Origin of the sequence: Streptococcus sp. HMSC062H02 (assembly GCF_001813005.1) — a bacterium.
GTDB classification, from domain to species: Bacteria; Bacillota; Bacilli; order Lactobacillales; family Streptococcaceae; genus Streptococcus; species Streptococcus oralis_S.
In genome coordinates this window covers 206,077-232,340 of the sequence record NZ_KV811090.1, presented here as the reverse complement: position 1 = coordinate 232,340, position 26,264 = coordinate 206,077, and the positions used below count along the sequence as shown (strand labels likewise).

Here is a 26,264-nt window from a genome sequence, read left to right as displayed (position 1 = left end):
TTTGTTCTCCTATATTCTACTGGTCCTTAGACCTATCTTTCATTATACCAAAATTTAGTCACTTAATAAAGCCTTGCGAACTAGGTTAAAGGCATGCATGACCGCAATATGTCGAACATCTGCTCGACTCCGTCCTGCTATATTGGCCTTGATCACCTCTGTCCCTTTGGCATGTGCCAGTCCAATAAAAACTGTACCAGCTGGATGACCCTCTAGGCTATCTGGCCCAGCTACACCTGTCAGACTGACACCATAATCAGACTGAGTCTTGATCCGTGCCTGCTCTGCCATTTTTCGAGCCGTAAACTCAGAAACGACCCCGTGTTCTTTTAGCTCTTGCTCGGCAATTTCTAGCATCTTAGACTTTTCTTCTAGGCTGTAAGTGACAAAACCGCCATTAAAGATGGCTGAAACGCCCGAAAAGTCTGCTAATGTCGCTTGAAAGAGACCAGCCGTCAAGCTTTCTGCCGCAGTAATGCTTTTCTGTCTCTTCTTTAGCTCTTCTACAACGACACTTGCGAGACTGGTTTCTTCCCCATATCCATAACAGATGTCTCGTAAAGAAATTCCCTCAAAAGTTTGGCGACTCAAGATTTGATTTTCTAGGATGTCCAGTGCTTGATCAGCCTTTTCTTGACTGACTGCTTTTGTAGACAAACGCAAGGTCACTTCTCCCGTCTTGGCATACGGCGCCAAAGTCGGATCTGTTTGATGGTCAATCAAATCCGCCAAAATGGTCACCAACTGACTCTCCCCAATTCCAAAGAAACGGAGCACTCGTGAGTATAACTTGGTACCAGTCATTAACTTGGGTAAGAGTTGATTTAAGACCATGGGTTTCAACTCACTTGGTGGTCCTGGAAGGACCACGTAGGTCACGCCATCCACTTCCGACACCCCTCCGACTGCTAAACCTGTTTCATTTGGCAGTGGAGTTGCCCCTTCTACAATTTGGGCTTGGCGCTCATTATTCGGTGTCCGAGCATAGTCAGGTCTATGAGCAAAGAAGATATCCAGTTTCTCTTGCGCTTGAGGGTCAAACACTAGATTTTTTCCTAAAAATTTTGCCAGAGTTTGTTTGGTCAAATCATCCTCAGTTGGTCCCAAGCCCCCTGTCAAAATCACAAGATTGCTACGTTGACTCGCAATCTCCAGCAAGGACAAAAGACGAGCTTCATTGTCTCCAACAGCTGTTTGGAAGTAGACATCTACCCCGATTTCGGCTAGTTTCTCTGATAAAAACTGAGCATTGGTATTGACAATCTGCCCTGTTAAAATTTCTGTTCCAACAGCAATAATTTCTGCTTTCATGTTTCCTCCTACTTATCTATTCGAATTTTTTTGAAAAAATCGCAGGAAATTTCCCACGATTTGATTCTTTTCTTATTCTGCTTCTTCGTTTGAAGCGTTCGTACTGGTTGAAGGAGCTGTCCGACCAAAGGCTGTTTCGTACAGTACCGCATTGGTTTCCAATTCTGTCACTGGCTCTTTACCTAGCGAACTACGCAAGAGATTTTGCATCTCGAGCATATGTTCTGAAGTGACAATCTGATAAGAAATTCCCTGTAGCTCAGCATCTTCCCCACGCAATTGATGCGTTTCGATATTCTTGAAAGAATCTTGATAGCCGAGCAATTGTGGAATGCTCTTAGCTGACAAGTCCACATTGGTCTGCATGTTATCACTCAAAGCTTTGAGGATACCTTGATAATGGCTCACACTGTTTAGGCTCAAAACCTTCTCAACGATTTTTTGAATAACTTCACGTTGACGTTTTTGACGACCATAGTCTCCTTCAGGGTCTTGGTAACGCATCCGTGAATACACCAAGGCTTCCTCACCATTCAAAGTTTGTTCTCCAACACCGATGGAAATCTTATTAAACTCCTCTTGGTCAGCAATCGAAATTGGGAAACCGAGTGTATTGTTGACGGTAATTCCACCAACTGCATCCACCAATTGTTGAAGCCCCTGCATGTTAACCATCACATAGCGGTCAATGTGGATATTCATCATCTTTTGAATAGTAGAAATTGCAAGTTCCGCACCACCATTAGCATAGGCCGCATTGAGTTTGGCTTCCTGAACTTGACCGTTTCCAGTCTCAATCTTGGTCAAAATATCCCGTTCCAAACTCATCATTGTGGTTTTCTTTGTTTTGGGATTAACCGTCAAGAGAATCATGGAATCACTATTTCCCGCCCACGGGTCTGTACGTTCCACATTTCCCGTATCTACCCCCATCAAGAGGATAGTCAGAGGCTCCGTCGCTTCGATAACGTTGGTTTCTTCCCCGATTTTTTTGTAAGTCTTTTTACTTAGGGTTTCTGTTCCCTGTTGGTAGATGGTATAGCCATAAACCGCTACACCTAAAACTGTTACTGCTAGGAAACCTAGCACCATTCCAATTAATTTTTTAATCATCTCGTTATTCATTTATCAGCTTGCCCATAAGACAAACATCTAAAAATATCCCTTCTGCTAAATAGGCTCCTCTTTCTTGTAATCCTTCTGTGATAAATCCCATTTTTGAATAGAGGTGGATCGCAGCCTCGTTTCGTTTTTGTACACTGAGTTGCAAACGGCACAAGACACCACTGGATTTAGCCCACTCGATGCCTTCTTCTAGAAGTATAGTCGCCAAGCCTTGGTTCCAGAATTTCTTTCGAACTGCTAGAAAAACATCACCGATATGTCGAACTCTTACATGCTGATCAGCAGTGATATTTAAGACTCCTGCAATCTCATCATTCAGTAAGGCGAGGAGAGTAATTTGATTCTCTGATGCAGCTTGTTTTTCGATAAAAAGAGCCATTTCAGAAGCTGTCATCATGATACCATTTTCATCCAAGCTGGTAAAATCCGTCTCTTGACCGACACAATCTAAAAATGCAATTAAGGCTGTAGCATCTGAAATCTCTGCCTCACGAATACACAACTCATACTCCATCTTGAAGCTCCTTGATGAGTTGTTCAGCCCGAGAGCCATGAGCTGTAAAATGAAGACAACGACCCTCAGCTTCTTTCAAAATTTCCAACTCCAAGTAAGAATCTGGTAAATCTTCACCCAAAAGATGCCCCCACTCAATAACAGTCACACCACCACCGAAGAGAAACTCATCCAAGTCAATAGAATCAGCATCACCTTCGATACGGTAGACATCCAAGTGGTAAAGTGGCAAACGCCCTTCGTACTCTCTGACAATGGTATAGGTTGGACTTTTAATCATTTGACGGATATCCAAGCCCTTAGCAAGGCCCTTTGTAAAGGTTGTTTTACCCGCACCCAACTCTCCAGTCAAGATCAGAACATCGTCTTTTTGAAGCAAATGACCTAATCTTTCTCCGAGAGCTAGAAGCTCTTCTTCATTTTTTGTGTGCATGCTACTATTATACCAAAAAGTTTTCTTTTGTGTGAATTTTCTTTATGGACTTACTATAACAATTTTGAAAAATTCTCCTCCACTTAAAAGAATACAACTATTGAAAAAACAAACAGGATATCCCGAATCAGGTGTCCATAAAAGGAGATTTCCCTTTGGATACATTTGGGAAAAAGGAAACGTGCGCATAGAAAACCAATACTGATATAAAGGAGAATCGAGGAAATCACTAAAGGATTCCTCAAGAAAACCAACGTGGCTAGAACGGAAATGACGACTGTTTTCTTTTTATTTAGGTGATTTTCTATATCGCGGAAAATTTTATCAAAAGGTAAGAAAATCAATAGATCTACTCCTAGCAAGAAAAAGAAGGAGGGTAAAAAGAGGTCAACCAATTCCTGCTGCAATTTGCTAGTGGTCTGGATGCTTTCTGAGAGAACCAGACAGGTTGCCAGAAGATTGACTACTAAAAGGAGGCAATAAACCAGACTCACTTTCTTTTGAACATGTAAAATACTATGTCTAGACTGGTCTGCTGTATGGAAATAATTTATCCCAGCACAAAGAACAGAAATTCCTACTATCAAAATCAAAAAATAAGCATTGGTCTGTTTTAAAGATAAAAAGGATTCTTTCCATAATAGACAACTACTAAAACTAATCTGGATGACTGCAATCAACAACAATAGGCGAATTGATTTTACCATTTCTTTTCCCTCCCTATATGGGATTATACCTTGTGAGGAGTTTGAAATGATTGTTTCCGCCTCAAGTGTCCATTTTTTGTGCTCAACTGACCAAAAAACAGCTCTGTTGTGCACAGAGCTGTTCTTTTACCAGTCTAATCCTTAAACCAGAGAGCAATTTCACGTTTTGCAGAAGCTTCAGAATCGGAGCCATGAACTACATTTTGAATGGCTTGATTGTCTCCTGCAGCCTTGGCAAAATCTCCTCGGATAGTTCCTGGCAGAGCTTCTTCTGGACGAGTAGCACCCATCATGGTCCGCCAAGTTTCAATCACTTTCGGACCTGATAGAATGCCCACCACTACTGGTCCTGAGGTCATAAACTGACGGATAGGAGGATAAAAACTTTTTTCAACCAAGTCTTGATAGTGTTGGTCAATCAAAGCTTCTGAAACTGTTGAGCGTAGCTCTAATTTTTCGAGTTTGAAACCTCGTTGTTCCATTCTTTGCAGAATTTCGCCGACCAGCCCTCTTTTCACACCATCTGGCTTAATGATAAAGAATGTTTGTTCCATATGGACACCTCCTTGGCATTTTAGTTCTTCTATTCTACCATACTTTATGAAAAAGTTGGAAAATTTTCTGAAATAAAGCAAAGAGAACCCAAAGGTTCTCTTGTTTGCTTTTATTCTACTGTTTCTTCAACTTGGATTTCCACAACTTCCTCTACAGGAGCAAGTTCTGCCTCTTCTTGTTCTGGAGTCAGATATTCTGCTTCATTGATAGCTTGTGGTTCAAGGTTACGGTAGCGAGCCATACCAGTACCAGCTGGGATGATCTTACCGATGATAACATTTTCCTTGAGTCCAAGGAGATGATCTTTCTTACCACGGATGGCTGCATCTGTAAGGACACGAGTTGTTTCCTGGAAGGAAGCCGCTGACAAGAAACTATTTGTTTCAAGTGAGGCTTTGGTGATTCCCATAAGAACTGGACGACCAGTCGCTGGAACTCCACCTGCGATAAGAACATCCTTGTTGGCATCTGTAAAGTCGTTGATGTCCATGAGAGTACCCATAAGAAGATCTGTGTCACCTGGATCCATGACACGAACTTTACGGATCATTTGACGAACCATTACCTCGATGTGTTTGTCACCGATTTCTACCCCTTGGCTACGGTAAACTTTTTGTACTTCACCGAGGAGGTAGGTTTCAACTGACAAGACATCACGAACAGCAAGGAGACGTTTTGGTTGGATAGAACCTTCTGTCAATGCTGCACCGCGAGAGACTTGGTCTCCAACTTCGACACGCATACGTGCTGTAAATGGAACCACGTACTCACCTTCGCCAGTTTCACCCTTAACAAAGACTTTCTTGGTACGAGTTGACGCGTCTTCTTCGATAGCTGTAACTTGTCCTTTGACCTCTGTGATGACCGCTTCCCCTTTAGGATTGCGGGCTTCAAAGATTTCTTGGACACGAGGAAGACCCTGAGTGATATCGGTATTTGAGGCAACCCCACCCGTGTGGAAGGTACGCATTGTAAGCTGTGTACCAGGTTCCCCGATAGATTGGGCAGCGATTGTACCAACTGCTTCACCAACTTCAACCGCATCACCAGTCGCCAAGTTGATACCGTAACAGTGACGGCAGACGCCATGACGAGTGTTACATGTAAATACAGAGCGGATAGTCACTTCTTCCACACCAGCATTGACAATTTCACGCGCCTTGTCTTCCGTAATCAACTCATTTGGACCGATGATCACTGCACCAGTTTCTGGATGTTTAACAGTTTTCTTAGTATAACGACCATTGAGACGTTCTTCGAGAGACTCGATCATCTCTTTTCCTTCTGCGATAGAGCGGATCAAGAGACCACGGTCTGTTCCACAATCGTCCTCACGGATGATCACATCTTGGGCAACGTCAACCAAACGACGAGTCAAGTAACCTGAGTCGGCTGTCTTAAGGGCCGTATCGGTCATACCTTTACGGGCACCGTGAGTTGAGAAGAACATTTCGAGTACTGACAAACCTTCGCGGAAGTTTGAAAGGATTGGCAATTCCATGATACGTCCGTTCGGAGCGGCCATCAGACCACGCATACCGGCAAGCTGTGAGAAGTTTGAAATGTTACCACGAGCTCCAGAGTCCATCATCATAACGATTGGGTTCTTAGGATCTTGGTTGGCAACCAAACGTTTCTCCAATTTTTCACGGGCTGCACGCCATTCAGCTGTAACAGCGTTGTAGCGCTCGTCGTCTGTGATCATACCACGACGGAATTGTTTGGTGATTTGTTCTACACGTTTGTGTGATTCTTCGATGATTTCAGCCTTGTCTTCAACGACTGGGATATCGGCAATACCCACTGTCAAACCTGCAAGAGTTGAGTGGTGGTATCCGAGGTTCTTCATGCGGTCAAGTAGGGCAGAAGTTTCTGTCGTACGGAAACGTTTGAAGATTTCAGCGATGATATTTCCAAGATTTTTCTTCTTGAATGGAGGGTTGAGTTCAAGATTACTGATTGCTTCCTTGATATCTCCACCTAGTGGCAAGAAGTATTTAGCTGGAACACCTTCTGTTAAGTTGGCATTTGTTGGTTCTTGCAAGTAAGGCAGACCCTCTGGCATGATGTCGTTGAAGAGGATTTTACCAACTGTTGTCAGCAAGACCTTGTGTTTTTGCTCTTCTGTCCATGGTTTGTTAAGGCTGTCTGTTGCAATACCAACACGTGAGTGGAGGTGAACATAACCATTACGGTAAGCCATAACCGCTTCGTCACGGTCTTTGAAGACCATTCCTTCCCCTTCACGACCAGCTTCTTCCATGGTCAAGTAGTAGTTACCCAAAACCATGTCCTGAGATGGAGTAACAACTGGTTTACCATCTTTCGGGTTCAAGATATGCTCAGCAGCCAACATCAAGATACGAGCTTCTGCTTGAGCTTCTTCTGAAAGCGGTACGTGGATGGCCATTTGGTCCCCGTCAAAGTCGGCATTATAGGCTTCACAGACAAGTGGGTGCAAGCGAAGAGCCTTACCATCAATCAAGACTGGCTCGAAGGCTTGGATCCCCAAACGGTGAAGGGTCGGTGCGCGGTTCAAAAGTACTGGGTGTTCTTTGATTACTTCTTCAAGAATATCCCAGATACGTTCGTCTCCGCGTTCCACCAAGCGTTTAGCCGCTTTGACGTTCTGCACGATGTCGCGCGCAACGATTTCACGCATCACAAATGGTTTAAAGAGCTCAATCGCCATTTCACGTGGCACACCACATTGGTACATCTTAAGAGTTGGACCAACGGCGATAACGGAACGTCCTGAGAAGTCAACACGTTTTCCGAGCAAGTTTTGACGGAAGCGCCCTTGTTTCCCTTTAAGCATGTGGCTCAATGATTTCAGTGGACGGCTACCTGGTCCTGTGATTGGACGACCACGACGACCGTTGTCAATCAAAGCGTCAACCGCTTCTTGCAGCATACGCTTCTCATTTTGAACGATGATACCTGGTGCATTCAACTCAAGCAAACGAGCCAAACGGTTATTACGGTTGATAACACGGCGGTAAAGGTCGTTCAAGTCAGATGAGGCAAAACGGCCACCATCCAACTGCAACATTGGACGAAGATCTGGTGGAATAACTGGAAGAATGTTGAGAATCATCCATTCAGGTTTATTTCCAGACTTGTAAAAGGCATCCAAAACATCCAAACGACGGATAGCTTTGACACGTTTTTGTCCAGTAGCTGTTTTCAACTCTTCTTTGAGTTCGGCAATTTCTTTTTCAAGATCTACTTGTTTCAAAAGGTCTTGGATGGCTTCGGCACCCATCTTGGCAACGAATGAACCATAACCATACTCACGCAAGCGCTCACGGTATTCGCGCTCTGTCATGATAGACTTGTGCTCAAGTGGTGTATCCTTCGGATCAATCACCACATAAGCCGCAAAGTAGATAACTTCCTCGAGGGCACGAGGACTCATATCAAGGGTCAAGCCCATACGGCTTGGAATCCCCTTGAAATACCAGATGTGAGATACAGGAGCCTTCAACTCGATGTGCCCCATACGCTCACGACGAACTTTCGTACGCGTTACTTCAACCCCACAGCGGTCACAAACAATCCCTCTGTAACGAATGCGTTTGTACTTACCACAAGCACATTCCCAGTCCTTTGTTGGACCAAAGATGACTTCGTCAAAGAGTCCTTCACGTTCTGGTTTCAAGGTACGGTAATTGATTGTTTCAGGTTTTTTGACTTCTCCATAAGACCATGAACGGACTTTGCTTGGAGAAGCTAGGGTGATTTGCATACTTTTAAAACGATTTACATCAACCACTATTTCTTCCCTTTCTATTCTAAATGAACTGCTTATTCTTGTTCAGCAGCTTCTTCTGTTGCTTCCGCTTTTGTTGCTTTCTCAGCTTCTTCAGCTTCAAAGGCTGCTTTAGCCTCTTGGGCTGCTTTTTCGCGGGCTTTTTCAAGGTCATCTACGTGGATGACATCTTCGTCCATTCCTTCATCCAAGTCGCGAAGTTCCACTTCTTGATCATCTTCGTCAAGGACACGCATGTCAAGACCAAGAGATTGCAATTCTTTTACAAGAACTCGGAAGGATTCTGGAACACCTGGTTTTGGAATTGGTTTTCCTTTTGTAATAGCTTCATAAGCTTTCAAACGTCCGTTGATATCGTCAGACTTGTATGTCAAGATTTCTTGGAGAACATTTGACGCACCGTAGGCTTCAAGAGCCCAAACTTCCATCTCACCGAAACGTTGTCCACCAAACTGAGCTTTACCTCCGAGTGGTTGTTGGGTGACGGTTGAGTATGGTCCGACTGAACGCGCGTGCAATTTATCATCAACCATGTGGTGGAGTTTGATCATGTACATGACACCAACTGATACACGGTTGTCAAACGGCTCACCTGTACGTCCATCGTAAAGGATTGTTTTGGCATCGCTATCCATACCTGCTTCTTTAACAGTGTCCCAAAGGTCTTCAGAACTTGCTCCGTCAAAGACTGGTGTTGCGATGTGGATACCAAGAGTACGGGCTGCCATACCAAGGTGAAGTTCCATAACCTGACCGATATTCATACGTGATGGTACCCCAAGTGGATTCAACATGATGTCGACTGGAGTTCCGTCTGGAAGGTAAGGCATGTCTTCTACAGGAACGATACGAGAGACAACCCCTTTGTTTCCGTGACGTCCGGCCATCTTATCTCCGACCTTGATCTTACGTTTTTGAGCGATGTAGACGCGAACCAGCATGTTAACACCTGATTGCAACTCATCACCATTTGCACGTGTAAAGATCTTAACATCACGAACGACACCATCGGCACCGTGAGGTACTCGAAGAGAAGTATCACGCACTTCACGAGACTTGTCTCCGAAGATAGCGTGCAAGAGACGTTCTTCAGCTGAAAGGTCTTTCTCACCCTTAGGTGTGACTTTACCTACAAGGATATCTCCTTCTTTAACCTCAGCACCGATACGGATAATACCCATTTCGTCAAGGTCTTTAAGAGCATCTTCACCAACGTTTGGAATTTCACGAGTAATTTCTTCAGGCCCAAGCTTTGTATCGCGGGTTTCTGATTCGTATTCTTCGAGGTGGACAGATGTGTAGACATCGTCTTTGACCAAGCGTTCGCTCATGATAACGGCATCCTCGAAGTTGTAACCTTCCCATGTCATGTAGGCAACGATCGGGTTTTGTCCAAGCGCCATTTCCCCTTTTTCCATAGAAGGTCCGTCAGCGATAAAGTCGCCTTTTTCAACGACATCGCCAACTTTAACAAGTGTACGTTGGTTATAAGCAGTACCTGAGTTTGAACGACGGAATTTTTGGATGTGGTAAACGTCCAATGAACCATCTTCGCGGCGTACTTCTACCTTGTCAGCATCTGCGTATGTAACTTTACCATCATACTGAGCAATAACAGCCGCTCCAGAATCATGAGCTGCTTGGTATTCCATACCAGTACCAACGTAAGGTGCTTTTGGATCAATCAAAGGCACAGCCTGACGTTGCATGTTGGCACCCATAAGGGCACGGTTGGAGTCATCGTTTTCCAAGAAAGGAATACATGCTGTCGCAACGGCAACTACCTGTTTTGGTGACACGTCCATATAGTCAACCACTTCTGCTGGGTACTCCTGGTTGACCCCTTGGTGACGTCCCATGACAACTTTCTCAGCAAAAGTACCGTCTTCGTTGAGGCGAGAGTTGGCCTGCGCTACAGTAAATTCATCTTCTTCATCGGCTGTCAACCAAACGATTTCGTTTGTGACTACACCTGTTTCACGGTCAACCTTACGGTATGGTGTTTGAACAAATCCATACTTATTCAAGTGTCCGTAAGATGACAAGTTATTGATCAAACCGATGTTAGGTCCTTCAGGTGTCTCGATTGGACACATACGACCATAGTGAGTATAGTGCACGTCACGTACTTCATATCCTGCACGGTCACGTGTCAAACCACCAGGTCCTAAGGCTGACAAACGACGTTTGTGAGACAACTCAGAAAGCGGGTTGTGTTGGTCCATGAACTGTGACAACTGTGATGAACCAAAGAATTCTTTAACTGCAGCTGTTACAGGACGGATGTTGATGATTTGTTGTGGTGTTAAAACTTCATTGTCCTGAACAGACATGCGTTCACGGACATTACGTTCCATACGAGAAAGTCCAAGACGTACTTGGTTGGCAAGCAATTCACCAACTGCACGGATACGACGGTTTCCAAGGTGGTCGATATCATCCACACGTCCGATACCTTCTGCCAAGTTAAGGAAGTAGCTCATCTCTGCAAGGATATCCGCAGGAGTTACAACACGAACCTTGTCGTCTGGATTGGCATTTCCGATGATGGTTACAACACGGTCTGGATCCGTTGGAGCAACAACCTTGAATTTTTGAAGCACAACTGGTTCTGTCAAAACAGCTGCATCGTTTGGAATATAAACAATCTTGTTCAAGTCTCCATCCAAGTGACTCTCGATACTTTCAATCACGCTACGAGTCATAACGGTACCAGCTTCTACCAAGATTTCACCAGTTTCAGGATCTACCAATGGCTCAGCGATGGTTTGGTTGAGCAAGCGTGTTTTAACGTTGAGTTTTTTATTGATCTTGTAACGACCAACAGCTGCCAAATCGTAGCGGCGTGGGTCAAAGAAACGAGCTACAAGCAAGCTACGTGAGCTTTCAGCAGTCTTAGGCTCACCTGGACGAAGGCGTTCGTAGATTTCTTTCAAGGCTTCGTCTGTACGAGAGTCCATTGGATTCTTGTGGATATCTTTTTCAACAGTATTGCGAACCAATTCGCTGTCACCAAAGATATCAAAGATTTCATCATCACCAGAGAAACCAAGCGCACGAACCAAGGTCGTAAATGGAATCTTACGAGTACGGTCGATACGAGTATGAGCGATGTCTTTTGAGTCGCTTTCAAGTTCCAACCAAGCTCCACGGTTAGGGATAACAGTAGAACCGTAGCCTACTTTACCGTTCTTGTCTACTTTGTCGTTAAAGTAAACACCTGGTGAGCGGACCAACTGAGAAACGATAATACGTTCACCACCATTGATGATGAAAGTACCCATTTCGGTCATGATTGGGAAATCACCAAAGAAGACTTCTTGGGTCTTGATTTCGCCTGTTTCTTTATTGATCAAGCGGAAGGTTACAAAAATTGGTGCTGAGTAGCTAGCATCGTGGATACGAGCTTCTTCTAGCGTGTATTTTGGTTCCTTGATTTCATAGCCAACAAATTCCAACTCCATTGTGTCTGTGAAGTTTGAAATTGGCAATACATCTTCAAATACTTCCTTAAGACCGTGATCTAGGAAATCTTTGAATGAATCCGTTTGAATTTCAATCAAATTTGGTAAGTCAAGAACTTCTTTGATTCTTGAAAAACTACGACGGGTACGATGTTTCCCGTATTGAACGTCATGTCCTGCCAAGATGATTCTCCTTTGTAAATAAATTCCAAGCCTTGTCAATCAGGCTTTTCTAATCGTCATATGGTTTTTAAAACCCCTATCACCGTGTCCCTTTGACGAATTTTCAGAATCTTTAAATTTTTGTTACAAGCACTCAAAAACCTGAAAAAAAGCACAAAAAGAGCAGCTAAATCTGACTTTTTCAGAAGATTTAACTGCTGTGAGCCTTGTCTGGACAATATTTCAGACAAAACCTACGACAAATGATTACTCATATTATACCTTATTTAGCTAGATTTTTCAAGGTTTTTTACTATTTTTTTAAACAATCTTTTCCTATATATTATTTTAAAATTTCAAGAGAATGAAGCATTATATTTTCTCTTAAAATTTAGGAAAACGCTTGCACTAATGTTTACCTCGTGCTATACTGATAGAGAACAACTACACAAGGAGAATTGTGATGAAAAAGATCCCATCTCAAACTGAGAAAAAAATGATTTATGGTATCCGTTCCTTGAAGAACGGAACTGGTTCTGTCCTTATTGGTGCTAGCATTGTCCTGCTTTCTGCTACAATGCCAACTATTTCGGCTAACGAAAACCTGCCTCAAACTCAGGAAAATACCAGCGCTGTGACCAAGGCCCCTACTGAGACTGAAACGAGTCAAACTCAAAAGGAAACGCCTATTTCTGAACAAAAGAATGCAAACGCTTCCCTTGATTCTAAAAAAGAAGCTCCAGCTGTGGAAACTACTACAGCGCCAGAAACACCCAAAACAGAAGATGCTACTACAAGCCAGGCTAACAGCAAGGAAGAGAAAGTAGATACTAGCACTGCAACGCCAACTTCAGAACAAAAACCACAAGCTGACACATCCTCTGAAGAACCCATCGCAGACAACCACTTCCGTATCCATGTAAAAAAACTCCCTGAAGAGAACAAAGATTCTCAAGGTCTTTGGACTTGGGACGATGTTGAAAAGCCGTCTGAAAACTGGCCCAATGGAGCCAAGTCCTTCAAGGATGCCAAGCAAGATGACTACGGCTATTATCTAGATGTCAAACTCAAAAATGAGCAAGCCAAGAAAGTCAGCTTCCTCATCAACAATACCAAGGGGGATAACCTGACGGGAGACCGTTCTGTAGAGCGCCTCTCTCCAAAAATGAATGAGGCCTGGCTAGATGAAAACTACAAGGTATACAACTACCGCCCTCAGCCAGCAGGAACTATTCGTGTCAACTACTACCGCACCGACGGGAACTACGACAAAAAATCTCTTTGGTATTGGGGCGATGTCAAAAACCCAAGCAGTGGAGAATGGCCTGACGGTACTGACTTTACCGCAACTGGAAAATATGGACGTTACATTGACATTCCACTCAATGAAGCTGCGAGAGAATTTGGATTTTTATTACTAGACGAAAGCAAGAAAGGCGATGATGTGAAAATCAGAAAAGAAGATTATAAATTCACTAATCTAAAAAATCACAGTCAGATTTTCCTCAAAGATGATGACGAAACCATCTACACCAACCCCTACTATGTGCACGATATCCGCATGACTGGTGCCCAACACGTGGCTAAATCTCGTATCGAAAGCAGTTTTTCTACCCTAGTTGGAGCTAAGAAAGACGACATCCTCAAACACTCCAGCATCACTGATTACCAAGGGAATAAAGTAACTATCACAGACGTGGAAGTGGATGAGGCAGGTAAAAAAGTGACCTACATCGGCGACTTCTCTGACACTCAACACCCTTACACTGTCAGCTACAATTCAGACCGCTTTACCACACGTTCAAGCTGGCGCCTCAAGGATGAATCCTACAGTTACGATGGTCCACTCGGCGCAACTCTAAAAGAAGATGGCAAGCGTGTTGACCTCACCCTCTGGTCTCCAAGTGCTGATAAGGTTTCCGTTGTTGTCTATGACAAGAAAGACCCTGAAAAAGTAGTTGGAACTGTCGCCCTTGAAAAAGGAGAAAAAGGAACCTGGAAACAAACTCTGGATGCAAACTCTGGTCTCGGTATCAGCAACTACACTGGCTACTACTACCACTACCAAATCGAGCGCCAAGGTAAAACTGTCCTCGTTCTTGACCCTTATGCCAAATCATTAGCGGCTTGGAACAGTGACCTAGCAAAAACAGATACCGCTCATAAGGTCGCTAAAGCTGCCTTTGTCGATCCAGCGAAGTTAGGTCCGCAAGACTTGACCTATGGAAAGATTCGTAACTTCAAATCACGTGAAGATGCCGTTATCTACGAAGCTCATGTACGTGACTTCACTTCGGATCCTGCCATCGCAAAAGACTTGACCAAGCCATTTGGTACCTTTGAAGCCTTTATCGAAAAACTGGACTATCTCAAAGACTTGGGTGTGACCCACATCCAGCTCCTTCCAGTCTTGTCTTACTACTTTGTCAATGAATTGAAAAACCATGAACGTTTGTCTGCCTACGCTTCAAGCAACAGCAACTACAACTGGGGATATGACCCTCAAAACTACTTCTCCTTGACTGGTATGTACTCAAGCGATCCTAAGGATCCAGAAAAACGTATCGCAGAATTCAAAAACCTCATCAACGAAATCCACAAACGTGGCATGGGGGCTATCTTGGATGTGGTCTACAACCATACTGCCAATGTTGATATTTTTGAGGATATTGAGCCAAACTACTACCACTTTATGGATGCAGACGGAACTCCTCGTACCAGCTTTGGAGGTGGCCGTTTGGGAACTACCCACTACATGTCTAAACGTGTCTTGGTAGACTCCATCAAGTATCTGGTTGAAACCTACAAAGTAGATGGTTTCCGCTTCGATATGATGGGTGACCACGATGCAGCTTCTATCGAAGAAGCGTACAAAGCTGCACGCGCCCTCAATCCAAATCTTATCATGCTAGGTGAAGGCTGGAGAACCTATACTGGTGATGAAAATACGCCTGTACAACCTGCTGACCAAGATTGGATGAAGAAAACAGATACTGTTGCTGTCTTTTCAGACGACATCCGTAACAACCTCAAGTCTGGCTATCCAAACGAAGGTCAACCTGCCTTTATCACAGGTGGCAAACGCGATATCAATACCATCTTTAAAAATCTCATTGCCCAACCAACCAACTTTGAAGCAGACAACCCTGGAGATGTTATCCAGTATATCGCGGCCCATGATAACTTGACCCTCTTTGACATTATTGCTCAGTCTATCAAAAAAGACCCAAGCAAGGCTGAAAACTACGCTGAGATTCATCGCCGTTTGCGACTTGGAAACCTCATGGTCTTGACCGCTCAAGGAACTCCGTTTATCCACTCTGGTCAGGAATACGGACGTACCAAACAATTCCTTGATCCAGCCTATAAGAATCCTGTCTCAGAGGATAAGGTTCCAAACAAGTCTCACTTGTTGCGCGACAAGGACGGCAAGCCATTTGTCTATCCTTACTTTATCCATGACTCTTACGACTCTAGTGATGCTGTCAACAAGTTTGATTGGACCAAGGCAACAGATGGCAAAGCATATCCTGAAAATGTCAAGAGCCGTAACTACATGAAAGGATTGATCGCCCTTCGTCAATCGACAGATGCCTTCCGACTCAAGAGTCTGCAAGACATCAAAGAGCGCGTCCACCTCATTACTGTCCCAGGACAAAATGGCGTTGAAAAAGAAGATGTGACCATCGGCTACCAAATCACTGCTCCAAACGGCGATGTCTACGCAGTCTTTGTCAATGCAGATGATAAGGCCCGCGAATTCAACTTGGGGACTGCCTTTGCTCACTTGAGAAAGGCCGAAGTTCTCGCAGATGAAAACCAAGCAGGACCAGTAGGAATTGCTAACCCTCAAGGTCTCGAATGGACTGAAAAAGGCTTGAAATTGAACGCTCTCACTGCTGTCGTTCTCCGCTTGTCTCAAGGTGGTGCCATTGTCGCTCCAGCTGTGGAAGAAAAACCAGAATTTGACCTTTCTAGCTTGGAAGTCGAACCAGAACAAGGTCAAGCTCAAAACCTAGCAGCCAATCCTGAAACTCAAGAAACTGCTGCAGAGGCTCACTCTCAGAACCTCCTTCCAAACACAGGAACTGAGAGCAAATCCCTCCTTGCCCTTGCTGGATTCAGTATCCTTGCCCTTCTCGGACTTGGATGGTTGATAAAAAACAAGAAAAAGAAATAATGCTCAATGAAAATCAAAGAGTAAACTAGGAAGCTAATCGCAGGCTATTCAAAGCACAGCTTTGAGCTTGTAGATAAGGCGAAGCTGACGAGGTTTAAAGAGATTTTCGAAGAGTATAAACTAGCCCTCCTATAGAAAAACACCCCATGGTCAGAAGAATCTTCTAGTCATGGGGTGTTGTTTTTATGGTACACTTATCTATCAAATCATATATTCTACACTATAGGTTGCATCTGATAAGATACGAGCCAGGAACTGCTTGGTTCGTTCTTCTTGTGGACGACTAAAGAAATCGTGGGGATTATTCTCCTCTACGATACGGCCTCCGTCCATAAAAATAACGTGGTTGGCAACATCTCTAGCAAATCCCATCTCATGCGTGACGACCACCATGGTCACACCTTCTCCCGCCAACTGTTTCAGAACATCCAAAACATCTCCAACCAACTCAGGGTCTAGTGCTGATGTTGGTTCATCTAGCAAAATGACCTCGGGCTTGACGGCAATGGCACGCGCAATTCCTATTCGTTGTTGTTGCCCTCCAGATAGTTGTGAAGGGTAGTAGTCCTTATAGGCCAGTAAACCAACTTTTTCCAAGGCGGATTCTGCACGTTTTAGCGCTTCTTCCTTGGGAACTTTACGAGCCACGATTAGGCCTTCTAGAATATTTTCCAGAGCAGTTTTGTTTGCAAAGAGATTGTAGTGTTGGAAAACAAAAGCTGTTTTTTGGCGAATTTCTAGAATGTCTTTCTTGCTCAATTTGGCTAAGTCATAGGTCTTTCCTGCCAAGGTCAAACGGCCACTATCAGCTTTTTCTAAGTGGTTGAGACAACGGAGAAAGGTCGTTTTCCCCGAACCTGATGGTCCTAAAATAACGACGACATCCCCTTGGTTAACCTGGAGATTGACATCCTCCAGCACCTGCCTCTCTCCAAATGTTTTTGCGATATGTTCTACTTGTAACATCCTGTCCTCCTATACGAAACGCGCGCTAGATGCTTTTGCACTTTTTTCTTTTTTCACATAGCCTTTTTCCAGTAGGGAGAAGCCCCACTGAATCAAACCACAGATCAAAATATACTGCAAAAAGATCACAAAATAAGACTCAAAATACTGGTAACCGTAGGACGCTTCTACACGAGCAATAGCGGTGATGTCCTTGATAGTCATAACAAAGACCAGGGAGGTCCCTTTGACGATATTGATCACCAGATTGGCCAAGTTAGGCAAGGCTGAGCGCAAGGCTTGAGGAAAAACAATCCTTAGATAGGCCTGGGTCGTAGTCAAGCCAATCGCATGCGCTGCCTCTAGTTGTCCCTTGTCCACTGTCAAGATAGCTGAACGCAAAATCTCCGATAAACTCCCGACTGTCATCAAACTATAAATGATAAAGGCATAATAGAGAGGATCAAGCTTGAAAATATCAAAGTCACTTCCTATGCTTTTGAGAAATTGATTCAGCAGGCTTGGAAACAAACTATAAAAGAAGAGAATCAATAAAATCGGAGGAGTCGCTCGGATAAAGGCCAGATAGACCAGAGAAAAACTCCTCACACCTCGAACCTTGTAAATCTGCCCCAAGGCTAAAAATAGAGCTGGTAAAAAGCTTAAGACCATAGCCACAATCATGATAATCAAGGTGATTGGCACACCCTTCAAGGTCTCCAGAAAGGTCTTTACAATATAGTCTATATCCATTTCTTACCTCCCTTTTGTTTCCAAAGACTTCTCAAGCAAACGACTCAAGCTAGAAATAACCAAGGCAATCCCCCAATAAAGAAGCGCAACTGCCGTATAGGTTTCCAGAGAGTAGTTCCCTAAATTGCGACTGATCAAGAGATTCCCGGCCCCCATAACATCAACAAAACCAATCGTATAGGCCAAGGCAGCATCCCGCATGAGATTGAGAATAGCAGTTGTTATATTGGGAAGAGCAACTTGAAAAGCTTGAGGAAAAATGATTCTCCAAAAAGTCTGACTTGGAGTCAAACCAATACTAAGCCCGGCCTCTGTCTGCCCCTTTGGAATAGCTTGATAGGCCGCCTTGAAAACCTCGGCAACAATAGCCGCAAACAAGAGAATCATCGTCAAGAGAACAAAAATAGTTTTAGACCAGTTGTTGATATCCAAACCAAGCCACCATTTCAGAAATTCTGGCAAGCCATAAAAGACTAGAAAAAGCAAGACAATCGGCGGTGTACAACGTAGGGTAAAGATATAGCCTTTGGAAATCGCTGCAAAACTCTTGTCTTCTCCTACTTGCGCCCAGGCCAAGAGACCTCCAAAAAGGGAACCAAGAAGAGTGGTAAAAAAGAGAATGAACAAGGTCATAGGAAGTGCCTGCCATAAGGTCGGCAAAAACTGAAAGACCTTGGAAAAATCATAAGAAACCATGCAAAACCCTTTCTAGTCTTGGAATTTCTGGTCTAGTCTTTGTCTACATAACTAAAGACATCTTCTTTAAAGTATTGCTGAGATAACTTAGCTAGCGTTCCATCTTCTTTCAACTCTTTGATTGCTTTTTCATATTCTTTAGCGAATTTCTCACCCTTTTCATCATGGTGAATCAAGGGATAAGTTGGAATGCCCTTGTATGGGAACCAGCTGAGTTTATCCGCATATTGGTGGTAAGGGCCATCTTCTGCGGTAACTGCTTTTTCAAAGGACAGTTTGATATCAAAGAAGGCGTCATAACGTCCTTCTAAGACCCAGGCATAGGCATCTGCTACTTTAAAGGATTCTGCTGCTGTTAGCTCAATCGGTGCGTCCTGATGTTTTTCATTGTAGCTGGTGATAACATTCCATTGAGCATTCTGTGGAGAGATGGGAACCAATTTCCCTTTATTCTTAGCAAAGTCATCAATGGTTTTGTATTTCTGTTCATCTTCTTTTCTGACAGTAAATCCGATGATGCTCGCTCCGACTGGTTCAGATGGAATGACAAACTTTTTAGCTCGTTCATCTGTGTACCAAGCTCCCTTGGTTCCGATGTCATACTTGCCTGATTCCAGACCAATCAAGAGGTCGTCATCACTGGTGCCCGTATATTCAAATTGATAGTTTGCCAACTTCTCATCAACAGCCTTCAAAACAGCTACTTCATAACCATCTGATTCCCCTTTTTCATTGACAAAGTCATAAGGCACATAGTTTTGTGTATGGGCAACCTTCAAGGTTATGACTTCAGCAGACGAAGCTGTTTCTCCCTCCTTGGCTGGATCGCCAGCTAAACTTCTCCCGATAATCGTCGCCCCAATTACTGCAACAACTGCTACACCACCGATAATCCATGCTTTTTTACTCATCTTTTTCTCCTTTAGTTTTCAAGCGCTTCTCTCACCCACTGGATACGTTCAACTGCGATATCACTTGGAATGGTACAATCTGCCCCAAGTACCAAGCCCTGTTCCCCAGCTTCTGCAACTAGTTTCTTTGCCTCAGCCTGAATGGCATCCTTGCTACCAGTATACAGCAAGCCTGTCTTACCATTTTCGAATCCTCCAAGAACCGTACGTCCCTTGAAAATCTCACGACCTTCCTTGAGAGTGATTCCCTCTGGTCCTACAGCCCAGTTAAAGACTTGGGCTGGGTAGTCTGCAAAAAGATGAATATCATTTCGCGCTCCCTCGTAGCCACAGATATGAAGAACAGTGACGCCACCAACAGCACTAGCTGCTTCCAGAACCGTTATCTCGCTAGGGGCAATGACGACTTGATAATCTGCTGCCGACACTCGTTGATCTTGGATACTCTGCACGCTGAGATAGATTCCATCAGCACCAGCCTCTTCGATGACAGCTCGACTGAGACTCGCAATATCTTCTGCAATCACATCCAACACCTTTTTAAGGGCTTCAGGATCTTCCACCAGAAAGTCTGCAATAAGGTCATCGCCACCAGACACTTCCCCAAGCAGCCACTTGAGATAGGTCACAGGAGCAAAAATATTGTAAATCGCAACAATATCTTCTGTAAATTCTTGCTTGATTTTCTTAACCAAGTCCACCTGCTCTTTTATCCAAGCATGATCTGGTCCGAGTGGTTGAATGGTTGCCAATTCTTGAAGTGATTTGTCTTTGGCAATCGCTGGATTTGGATAAGCAAAGTAGCCATCACTCATGAGTTTGATAAAGTCTGGCTGAACTTCTCGGATAAAGCGCTTATGGCCCTCAATATTCTTCTCGATAATGACTGGATTTGAGAAACCGTGTAGCCATTCGTCTTCGGATGTGGAATGGTGCCAAAAGCCAACTGGCACACGATCAACCTTTTCACCTTTAAATGCTTTTAAAACCCATTCTTTTTTTTCTGACATTCTTATTCTCCATTTCTTACTTTTTCAACTAATAAACTGCTTGCGATATCATTCGAGCGTAGAAAGGGGAGACTGGACTTGGAAAAATCCTGAACTCCATGACATCTCTCTCCATTTTTGCAGTGCTGATTTTTTACGACGCTTATGGCAACCAAGGCCAGCAAACCGACAACTGCAATGAAGATGCCCCATCTTTTACTTTTCATAGCTCCTCCTTTTAGAGAACAGCTGCCTGCCGAATCCAGTCCAACCTCTCTAAGTCAAAGTCATCTGGAACAGTACAGTCAGCTCCCAGAAGAACGCCTTTACTACCAGCTTCAGCCAGCAACCGTCTTGTTTCATCTTGCAATTCCGCCTTGGAACCTTGATAAAGCAAGCTTTTCTTGCCGTTTTCAAATCCACCTAAAACGGCCTTGCCTGGAAACAACTCCTGCCCCTGTGTCAAACTAACATCCTCATGGTGGGTCGCCCAGTTGACCACTTGAGCTGGATAGTCCTTAAATATCGTCACATCATTGCTCGCACCTTCAAAACCACAGATATGGAGGATATTGGTCCCACCCACCTGATTAGCTGCCTCCAAAATCGCTATATTGCTCGGTTCGATATAGGTTTGGTAGAGTGCTGGTGTGATGCGCTCATCTTGAATTTCCTGGGTACTGAGGTAAATCCCGTCAACACCGCCTTGCTGGATGATTTTCTGAGTTAGGATAGCAATATCTCCTGCAATCACGTCTAGAATAGCTCTAAATTGCTCAGGATTTTCAAGCAATAGATCAGCTACTTCCCTATCTCCTCGAGAAGTTTCTGTGCGGAACCAGCGCTTGAGGTAGGAGATTGGTGAAAAGATATTGTAGAAAGAAGCAATCTCTTCGGTAAAGGTCTCTCGAATCGATTGTACCACTTCCACCTGTTGCTGAATCCATGGGTGTTCCTCACCAATCGACTCAATAGAAGTCAGCTCCCGAATGCTTGCAATCTTAGGATTATAGACATTACTTGGATAAAGGAAAAAACCATCGCTCATAATTTTGACAAAATCAGGGCGAATCCTTTCCACATAGCTGCGATGCCCATCAACACTTTTTTGAAAGATACGTGGATTATTTAATCCCTGCCCCTTTTCTTCGAGTGTTACAAAATGAAACCAAAATCCGACAGGAACTCTTTCCACTTCATCGCCTCGAATCGCTCTAAAGACTAAATCTCTTTTGCTTGCCATACCTCTCTCCTTCCATTTGGATTGAAACCATCTTACCACTCCTTTTCCCCTTTTCCCAATATATATTGACTATCAACTCGATTGGAAATTTTTATATCTATAAAGAAAAAAATCCCTGAAAAGCTTGATGTTACTAGCCTTTCAAAGATTCTCTTTATTTTCATCTATTTTTCAAAAAGGAGCTGATATAGATTTTCTATCAAGTCGATTGGATTTTTTTATATCCATCTTCATTCCAAAATTAAGTACATAATTTTATCCTAATACCAAATTACTACTGAAAAATTTATTTTCTCTCGATATTTCCTTGCACAAATCCCATGAAAACGCTACAATATTAATAGACTATTATTAGGAGGATGGGATTATGAAAATATCCAAAGTTACCATTACAATTGCTTCTACACTTACTTCCGTCATTTTACTGACTGGCTGTGGTACAAATTCGGCAAATTCACAGACAACACAAAGTAGTACATCTGATAATCAGGTTACAATGACCTATGATCAGTTGCGTTCAAGAGAAAATACTATGTCAACTCTTTGGTATCAAAAAGCAGCTGAAACCAAGGCACTCTATCTACAAGGTTACAATGTCGCTACTGATCGTTTGAAAGAACTACTAAAAACACAGACAGATAAACCCTACTCTATCGTTTTGGACTTGGACGAAACTGTATTAGACAATAGCCCTTATCAAGCGCAAAATGTCAAAGACGGAACAGCATTTACCCCAGAAAACTGGGATGTCTGGGTAAAAAAAGCCGCAGCCAAGGCTGTACCAGGTGCTAAAGACTTTCTCCAATTTGCAGACCAAAACGGTGTCCAAATTTACTATGTATCTGACCGCACGATAGATCAGGTAGATGATACGATCAAAAACCTAGAAAACGAAGGAATTCCTGTACAAAGCCGCGATCATCTCATGTTCTTAGAAAAAGGCGTCAAATCTAAAGAAGGTCGTAGACAAGCAGTCCAAGAAAAAACCAACTTAGTCATGCTACTAGGAGACAATCTTGTGGACTTTGCAGAGTTTTCAAAGACCTCTGAAACTGAGCGCAACCAAAAATTAGAGGAATTACAAAAAGAGTTTGGTGAGAAATTCATCATTTTCCCTAACCCAATGTACGGATCATGGGAAAGCACTGTTTACAATGGTAATAAATTGGATGCCAAGGGTCAAACTGAAGAGCGACAAAAAAACTTACAAGGTTTTGATAAATAAAATAAGAGAGCTATCTACCAGTTTACACCAACCACAAGATATCGTATTTGTGAGAATATCAAAAAAGACGATTTCCAAGCGGAAATCGTCTTTTTTACTATTTTATCTTGTACTTGGTATAAACTAGTATATATTCCACTAGATAGTATGCTCTATCACTTGTACCACTTCCACCTGTTGCTGAATCCATGGGTGTTCCTCACCAATCGACTCAACTGATTGAATTTTTTTATAACCCCTCTTTCATGGCAAAGTATGCTCGTACTTTTGGAGCCACTTGTGTGCCGAAGAGTTCAATAGCTCTCAAAACTTGATCATGTGGCATAGAACCAAGCGGTAGATGGAGCATGAAACGGTCCAAGTCTAAATCCTCAATCATGCGAATCAATTTTTCTGCCACCTGATCTGGATTGCCCACAAACATGGCACCATTTGGTCCAACTTGCTCCAAATATTGCTCATAGGTCAACTCCTGCCAGTGCGGACGGTCCTTGGAAATTGCATCCACCACTTGCTTGGTCGGATGGAAATAATCTTTGACAGCCTGCTCGCCATCTTCCGAAATCCAGCCCCAAGAATGAGCACCCACTTTCAGGTCTTTCTCCGCATGACCGGCTTCCCTACCAATCTCACGATAAGCTTGAATCAGCTTTTTAAAATAACGTGGATTGCCACCGATAATGGCATAGACAATCGGCAACCCCGCCTGAGCAATCTTCACTGTTGACTCTACATGACCTCCTGTCGCCACCCACAATGGCAATTTGTCCTGAACAGGACGAGGATAGACTTCTTTTCCAGTGATGCTTTGAGTCAATTGTCCCTGCCAGTTCACTTTGGTGCTTTCATTTGCCAGCTGAAGCAGGTCTAACTTTTCATCAAAAAGAGCTTCATAGTCTTTCAAGTCATAGCCAAACAGAGGGAAGGATTCGGTAAATGAACCACGACCTGCCATAATCTCTGCCCGTCCATTTGACAAGGCATCGATGGTGGCATATTGTTGGAACAAGCGAATCGGATCCATACTCGAGAGAATGCTGACTGCACTGGTCAAACGAATCTTCTTGGTATTGACTGCCCCAGCTGCAAGAACAAGCTCTGGCGCCGATACCGCAAAGTCCTCCCGATGATGCTCCCCAATCCCGTACACATCCAAGCCAACCTTATCAGCCAGCTCTATCTCTGCCACCAACTGACGAATGCGTTCATCATGATTGTAAATCTGCCCAGTCGCTTCCAGAGCGGTTGTTTCACCAAATGTTGAAATCCCTAATTCTACCATCCTGTTTCCTCGCTATCTCTTTTAGTTTTAGGGTATTTTAGCACTAATTAGTTTTATTTTCAATGAATTTGCTCATTAGAAAAAGCCTAGATGAACTAGACTTTCTTAGTTTATTCTACTGTTACTGACTTGGCAAGGTTACGTGGTTTGTCCACATCAAGGCCACGGTGTAGCGTTGCGAAGTAGGCAACCAATTGAGTTGGCACGACCATTGAGATTGGTGAGAGGTAAGGGTGAACGGTCGTCAGAACGATATCGTCTGTCTCTTTAGCAACATTTTCTTCTGCGATAGTGAGAACCTTAGCACCACGGGCTGCAACCTCTTGGATATTTCCACGAGTGTGGTTAGCAAGGACTGGATCTGACAAGAGGGCCAAGACAGGGGTTCCCTCTTCAATCAAGGCAATGGTTCCGTGCTTGAGTTCTCCTGCCGCAAAACCTTCACACTGGATGTAAGAAATCTCTTTGAGCTTAAGACTCGCTTCCATGGCTACATAGTAATCCTGACCACGTCCGATGTAAAAGGCGTTGCGAGTAGTTTCAAGAAGCTCACGAACCTTGGCATCAATGGTTTCTTTTTCTGAAAGAGTTGATTCGATAGACTGAGCTACGATTGACAACTCATGAACCAGGTCAAAGGCTTGGGCTTTGGCATTGCCATTTGCTTCTCCGACAGCTTTTGCAAGGAAGGCAAGTGCTGCGATTTGTGCTGTATAGGCCTTGGTTGCTCAAAACAGTGTTTTGAGGTTGTGGATAGAACTGACGAAGTCAGTAACCATACTTACAGCAAGGTGAAGCTGACGTGGTTTGAAGAGATTTTCGAAAAAGATTAAATATACTCTACAATTTGATCAATCAATTCTTGGTCTTCTAAACCTGTAACTTGTATAACAACATCTTTGACTGATTGTTTAGCCAGCAATTCACCTAATCGAACACTTTCTTCATCATTTACATCTCGATAGTCAAAGACATAGCCAACTGTTTTAAGTAGGTTTTCATATGACAAACCGAGTTCTTTCAATTCACGTATCGGCCGGATGAATCGCTCATTATAGCCTAATTTTCGGATTGGAGTACGAGCTACTCGACTAACCTCATCCACTATGAAAGGATTTTCAAACCGTTCTATAATGACTTTGTGATAATTCTCCAATTCTTTTTTATCAAAGTTCCATTTGGCAATCAAGAGACTCCGAATTTCAGCTAAAACGGATTCAATCTGAGACTTGATAGCAGGATTCTGAAGAGCTTCCAAAATTGTCTTGGCACCATAATGTGCACCAATGTAAGCTGAAGTTGCATGTCCAGAATTGACTGAAAAAAGTTTTCGCTCAATAAAAGGTTCTAAATCTTCTTCATAATGCACATCTTCTAGACGTAAATCTGGATTTTTAAGACGCTTAGTTTCCACAACCCATTCATTAAAGGGCTCGACCACAACAAAAAGAGGATCTTCGTGACTTTGTGCTGGAACAATCCTGTCTACTGCAGCATTTGGAAAACCTATGCAGTTCTCAGCAAATGTCAAACCTTCCGGACTTAAATGTTTCTTGACTTCTTGATAAAGAAATTGAGAACCACCAATCATATTTTCACAAGCCATAACATCCAATGCTTGCGTATTTCCTGCAGCCCGTCGAGCTTCTATTCCCTTAGCTAGAAGTTCAGCGATAAAAGGGAGTATATTAGGTCCGATTGCAGTAGTAACGATATTCGCCTTTTGAATCGCTTCAATAACTTGCTCAGGATGTTCCTTACTATTAATGCCAGCCACATTAGCTATCTCTATGCGGGGCTGTCCTTCCTGTGCAATTTCAATTTCATACTTGCTCTTTTCATTTAGAGCATGAATTATCTGATTATTGACATCCACAAAGTCAATATGAAAACCATTTTTGAATAGAATTTCGCCTATAAAACCTCGACCGATATTGCCGGCACCAAAATGAACAGCATGTTTCATTGAATTTCTCCTTTTCTTGTTTGAGTGACAT

At 43.4% G+C, this 26,264-nt stretch carries 19 protein-coding genes and 1 pseudogene; 2 read left to right on the top strand and 18 right to left on the bottom strand.

Annotation, left to right across the window (positions count from 1 at the left end; all coding sequences use genetic code 11):
• Positions 1–54: 54 nt before the first annotated feature.
• The 8 genes from HMPREF2885_RS01205 to rpoB form a co-directional block, all read right to left on the bottom strand.
• Complete coding sequence (locus HMPREF2885_RS01205; protein ID WP_070656879.1) at positions 55–1,311, bottom strand: competence/damage-inducible protein A; 1,257 nt, start codon at positions 1,309–1,311, stop codon at positions 55–57.
• A 72-nt stretch (positions 1,312–1,383) separates the two neighbouring features.
• Positions 1,384–2,424 carry a glycopolymer--peptidoglycan transferase LytR gene (gene brpA, locus HMPREF2885_RS01200; protein WP_000592175.1) on the bottom strand — a complete coding sequence of 347 codons (1,041 nt, stop codon included), beginning with the start codon at positions 2,422–2,424 and terminating at the stop codon, positions 1,384–1,386.
• Positions 2,425–2,428: 4 nt separating this feature from the next.
• Entirely contained in the window at positions 2,429–2,950 is a 522-nt protein-coding gene (locus HMPREF2885_RS01195) for a GNAT family N-acetyltransferase (RefSeq protein WP_070656878.1), read from the bottom strand.
• Complete coding sequence (gene tsaE / locus HMPREF2885_RS01190; protein WP_000556959.1) at positions 2,940–3,383, bottom strand: tRNA (adenosine(37)-N6)-threonylcarbamoyltransferase complex ATPase subunit type 1 TsaE; 444 nt, start codon at positions 3,381–3,383, stop codon at positions 2,940–2,942. The genes HMPREF2885_RS01195 and tsaE overlap by 11 nt, the downstream gene beginning before the upstream one ends.
• A gap of 83 nt (positions 3,384–3,466) precedes the next feature.
• Positions 3,467–4,090: a hypothetical protein gene (locus HMPREF2885_RS01185; protein WP_049501270.1), complete on the bottom strand. Its 624-nt coding sequence runs from the start codon at positions 4,088–4,090 to the stop codon at positions 3,467–3,469.
• Positions 4,091–4,224: 134 nt separating this feature from the next.
• A complete protein-coding gene (gene ndk, locus HMPREF2885_RS01180; protein ID WP_049501265.1) occupies positions 4,225–4,644 on the bottom strand; it encodes a nucleoside-diphosphate kinase in 420 nt (139 codons plus the stop codon).
• A 110-nt stretch (positions 4,645–4,754) separates the two neighbouring features.
• A complete protein-coding gene (gene rpoC, locus HMPREF2885_RS01175) occupies positions 4,755–8,420 on the bottom strand; it encodes a DNA-directed RNA polymerase subunit beta' (protein ID WP_070534614.1) in 3,666 nt (1,221 codons plus the stop codon).
• Positions 8,421–8,452: 32 nt separating this feature from the next.
• The gene (gene rpoB, locus HMPREF2885_RS01170; RefSeq protein ID WP_070656877.1) at positions 8,453–12,064 is read right to left on the bottom strand and encodes a DNA-directed RNA polymerase subunit beta; all 3,612 of its coding nucleotides are present in this window, start codon (positions 12,062–12,064) and stop codon (positions 8,453–8,455) included.
• A 442-nt stretch (positions 12,065–12,506) separates the two neighbouring features.
• Here rpoB and HMPREF2885_RS01165 point away from each other — a divergent pair, with 442 nt between their 5' ends.
• Positions 12,507–16,223, top strand: a complete 3,717-nt coding sequence (locus HMPREF2885_RS01165; RefSeq protein ID WP_070656876.1) for a pullulanase — start codon at positions 12,507–12,509, stop codon at positions 16,221–16,223.
• A gap of 201 nt (positions 16,224–16,424) precedes the next feature.
• Here HMPREF2885_RS01165 and HMPREF2885_RS01160 read toward each other — a convergent pair whose 3' ends face one another.
• The 7 genes from HMPREF2885_RS01160 to HMPREF2885_RS01130 are packed head-to-tail and all read right to left on the bottom strand — an operon-like array spanning position 16,425 to position 21,760.
• Positions 16,425–17,189, bottom strand: coding sequence for an amino acid ABC transporter ATP-binding protein (locus HMPREF2885_RS01160; protein ID WP_000942252.1), 765 nt, complete (start codon positions 17,187–17,189; stop codon positions 16,425–16,427).
• A 9-nt stretch (positions 17,190–17,198) separates the two neighbouring features.
• Positions 17,199–17,921, bottom strand: coding sequence for an amino acid ABC transporter permease (locus HMPREF2885_RS01155; RefSeq protein ID WP_000350563.1), 723 nt, complete (start codon positions 17,919–17,921; stop codon positions 17,199–17,201).
• Positions 17,922–17,924: 3 nt separating this feature from the next.
• Entirely contained in the window at positions 17,925–18,617 is a 693-nt protein-coding gene (locus HMPREF2885_RS01150) for an amino acid ABC transporter permease (protein WP_070656875.1), read from the bottom strand.
• A 32-nt stretch (positions 18,618–18,649) separates the two neighbouring features.
• A complete protein-coding gene (locus HMPREF2885_RS01145; RefSeq protein ID WP_065371546.1) occupies positions 18,650–19,528 on the bottom strand; it encodes a transporter substrate-binding domain-containing protein in 879 nt (292 codons plus the stop codon).
• A gap of 11 nt (positions 19,529–19,539) precedes the next feature.
• Positions 19,540–20,538, bottom strand: a complete 999-nt coding sequence (locus tag HMPREF2885_RS01140; protein ID WP_070656874.1) for a uroporphyrinogen decarboxylase family protein — start codon at positions 20,536–20,538, stop codon at positions 19,540–19,542.
• A 2-nt stretch (positions 20,539–20,540) separates the two neighbouring features.
• A complete protein-coding gene (locus tag HMPREF2885_RS01135) occupies positions 20,541–20,744 on the bottom strand; it encodes a hypothetical protein (RefSeq protein WP_000837740.1) in 204 nt (67 codons plus the stop codon).
• A gap of 11 nt (positions 20,745–20,755) precedes the next feature.
• On the bottom strand, positions 20,756–21,760 hold the full coding sequence (locus HMPREF2885_RS01130; RefSeq protein ID WP_065371544.1) for a uroporphyrinogen decarboxylase family protein: 1,005 nt from the start codon (positions 21,758–21,760) through the stop codon (positions 20,756–20,758).
• A 367-nt stretch (positions 21,761–22,127) separates the two neighbouring features.
• Here HMPREF2885_RS01130 and HMPREF2885_RS01125 point away from each other — a divergent pair, with 367 nt between their 5' ends.
• Positions 22,128–22,985, top strand: a complete 858-nt coding sequence (locus HMPREF2885_RS01125) for a 5'-nucleotidase, lipoprotein e(P4) family (RefSeq protein ID WP_000703388.1) — start codon at positions 22,128–22,130, stop codon at positions 22,983–22,985.
• 229 nt (positions 22,986–23,214) lie between these two features.
• Here HMPREF2885_RS01125 and HMPREF2885_RS01120 read toward each other — a convergent pair whose 3' ends face one another.
• The 3 genes and pseudogenes from HMPREF2885_RS01120 to HMPREF2885_RS01105 all read right to left on the bottom strand — a co-directional run bounded on the left by HMPREF2885_RS01120 (position 23,215) and on the right by HMPREF2885_RS01105 (position 26,233).
• Complete coding sequence (locus HMPREF2885_RS01120; protein ID WP_070656873.1) at positions 23,215–24,267, bottom strand: LLM class flavin-dependent oxidoreductase; 1,053 nt, start codon at positions 24,265–24,267, stop codon at positions 23,215–23,217.
• A gap of 110 nt (positions 24,268–24,377) precedes the next feature.
• Positions 24,378–24,995, bottom strand: a pseudogene (locus HMPREF2885_RS01115) (SIS domain-containing protein); the annotation flags it as partial.
• A 101-nt stretch (positions 24,996–25,096) separates the two neighbouring features.
• Entirely contained in the window at positions 25,097–26,233 is a 1,137-nt protein-coding gene (locus tag HMPREF2885_RS01105) for a mannitol-1-phosphate 5-dehydrogenase (RefSeq protein WP_049519204.1), read from the bottom strand.
• Between the last annotated feature and the right edge of the window lie 31 nt (positions 26,234–26,264).

Bases quoted from the DNA above. Each gene is read 5' to 3' on its own strand.
- HMPREF2885_RS01205 (WP_070656879.1), bottom strand. From the start codon at position 1,311: ATGAAAGCAGAAATTATTGCTGTTGGAACAGAAATTTTAACAGGGCAG.
- HMPREF2885_RS01150 (WP_070656875.1), bottom strand. From the start codon at position 18,617: ATGGTTTCTTATGATTTTTCCAAGGTCTTTCAGTTTTTGCCGACCTTA.
- HMPREF2885_RS01130 (WP_065371544.1), bottom strand. From the start codon at position 21,760: ATGGCAAGCAAAAGAGATTTAGTCTTTAGAGCGATTCGAGGCGATGAA.
- HMPREF2885_RS01195 (WP_070656878.1), bottom strand. From the start codon at position 2,950: ATGGAGTATGAGTTGTGTATTCGTGAGGCAGAGATTTCAGATGCTACA.
- HMPREF2885_RS01155 (WP_000350563.1), bottom strand. From the start codon at position 17,921: ATGGATATAGACTATATTGTAAAGACCTTTCTGGAGACCTTGAAGGGT.
- HMPREF2885_RS01185 (WP_049501270.1), bottom strand. From the start codon at position 4,090: ATGGTAAAATCAATTCGCCTATTGTTGTTGATTGCAGTCATCCAGATT.
- brpA (WP_000592175.1), bottom strand. From the start codon at position 2,424: ATGATTAAAAAATTAATTGGAATGGTGCTAGGTTTCCTAGCAGTAACA.
- HMPREF2885_RS01140 (WP_070656874.1), bottom strand. From the start codon at position 20,538: ATGTCAGAAAAAAAAGAATGGGTTTTAAAAGCATTTAAAGGTGAAAAG.
- HMPREF2885_RS01105 (WP_049519204.1), bottom strand. From the start codon at position 26,233: ATGAAACATGCTGTTCATTTTGGTGCCGGCAATATCGGTCGAGGTTTT.
- HMPREF2885_RS01165 (WP_070656876.1), top strand. From the start codon at position 12,507: ATGAAAAAGATCCCATCTCAAACTGAGAAAAAAATGATTTATGGTATC.
- HMPREF2885_RS01125 (WP_000703388.1), top strand. From the start codon at position 22,128: ATGAAAATATCCAAAGTTACCATTACAATTGCTTCTACACTTACTTCC.
- ndk (WP_049501265.1), bottom strand. From the start codon at position 4,644: ATGGAACAAACATTCTTTATCATTAAGCCAGATGGTGTGAAAAGAGGG.
- HMPREF2885_RS01120 (WP_070656873.1), bottom strand. From the start codon at position 24,267: ATGGTAGAATTAGGGATTTCAACATTTGGTGAAACAACCGCTCTGGAA.
- tsaE (WP_000556959.1), bottom strand. From the start codon at position 3,383: ATGCACACAAAAAATGAAGAAGAGCTTCTAGCTCTCGGAGAAAGATTA.
- HMPREF2885_RS01135 (WP_000837740.1), bottom strand. From the start codon at position 20,744: ATGAAAAGTAAAAGATGGGGCATCTTCATTGCAGTTGTCGGTTTGCTG.
- HMPREF2885_RS01160 (WP_000942252.1), bottom strand. From the start codon at position 17,189: ATGTTACAAGTAGAACATATCGCAAAAACATTTGGAGAGAGGCAGGTG.
- HMPREF2885_RS01145 (WP_065371546.1), bottom strand. From the start codon at position 19,528: ATGAGTAAAAAAGCATGGATTATCGGTGGTGTAGCAGTTGTTGCAGTA.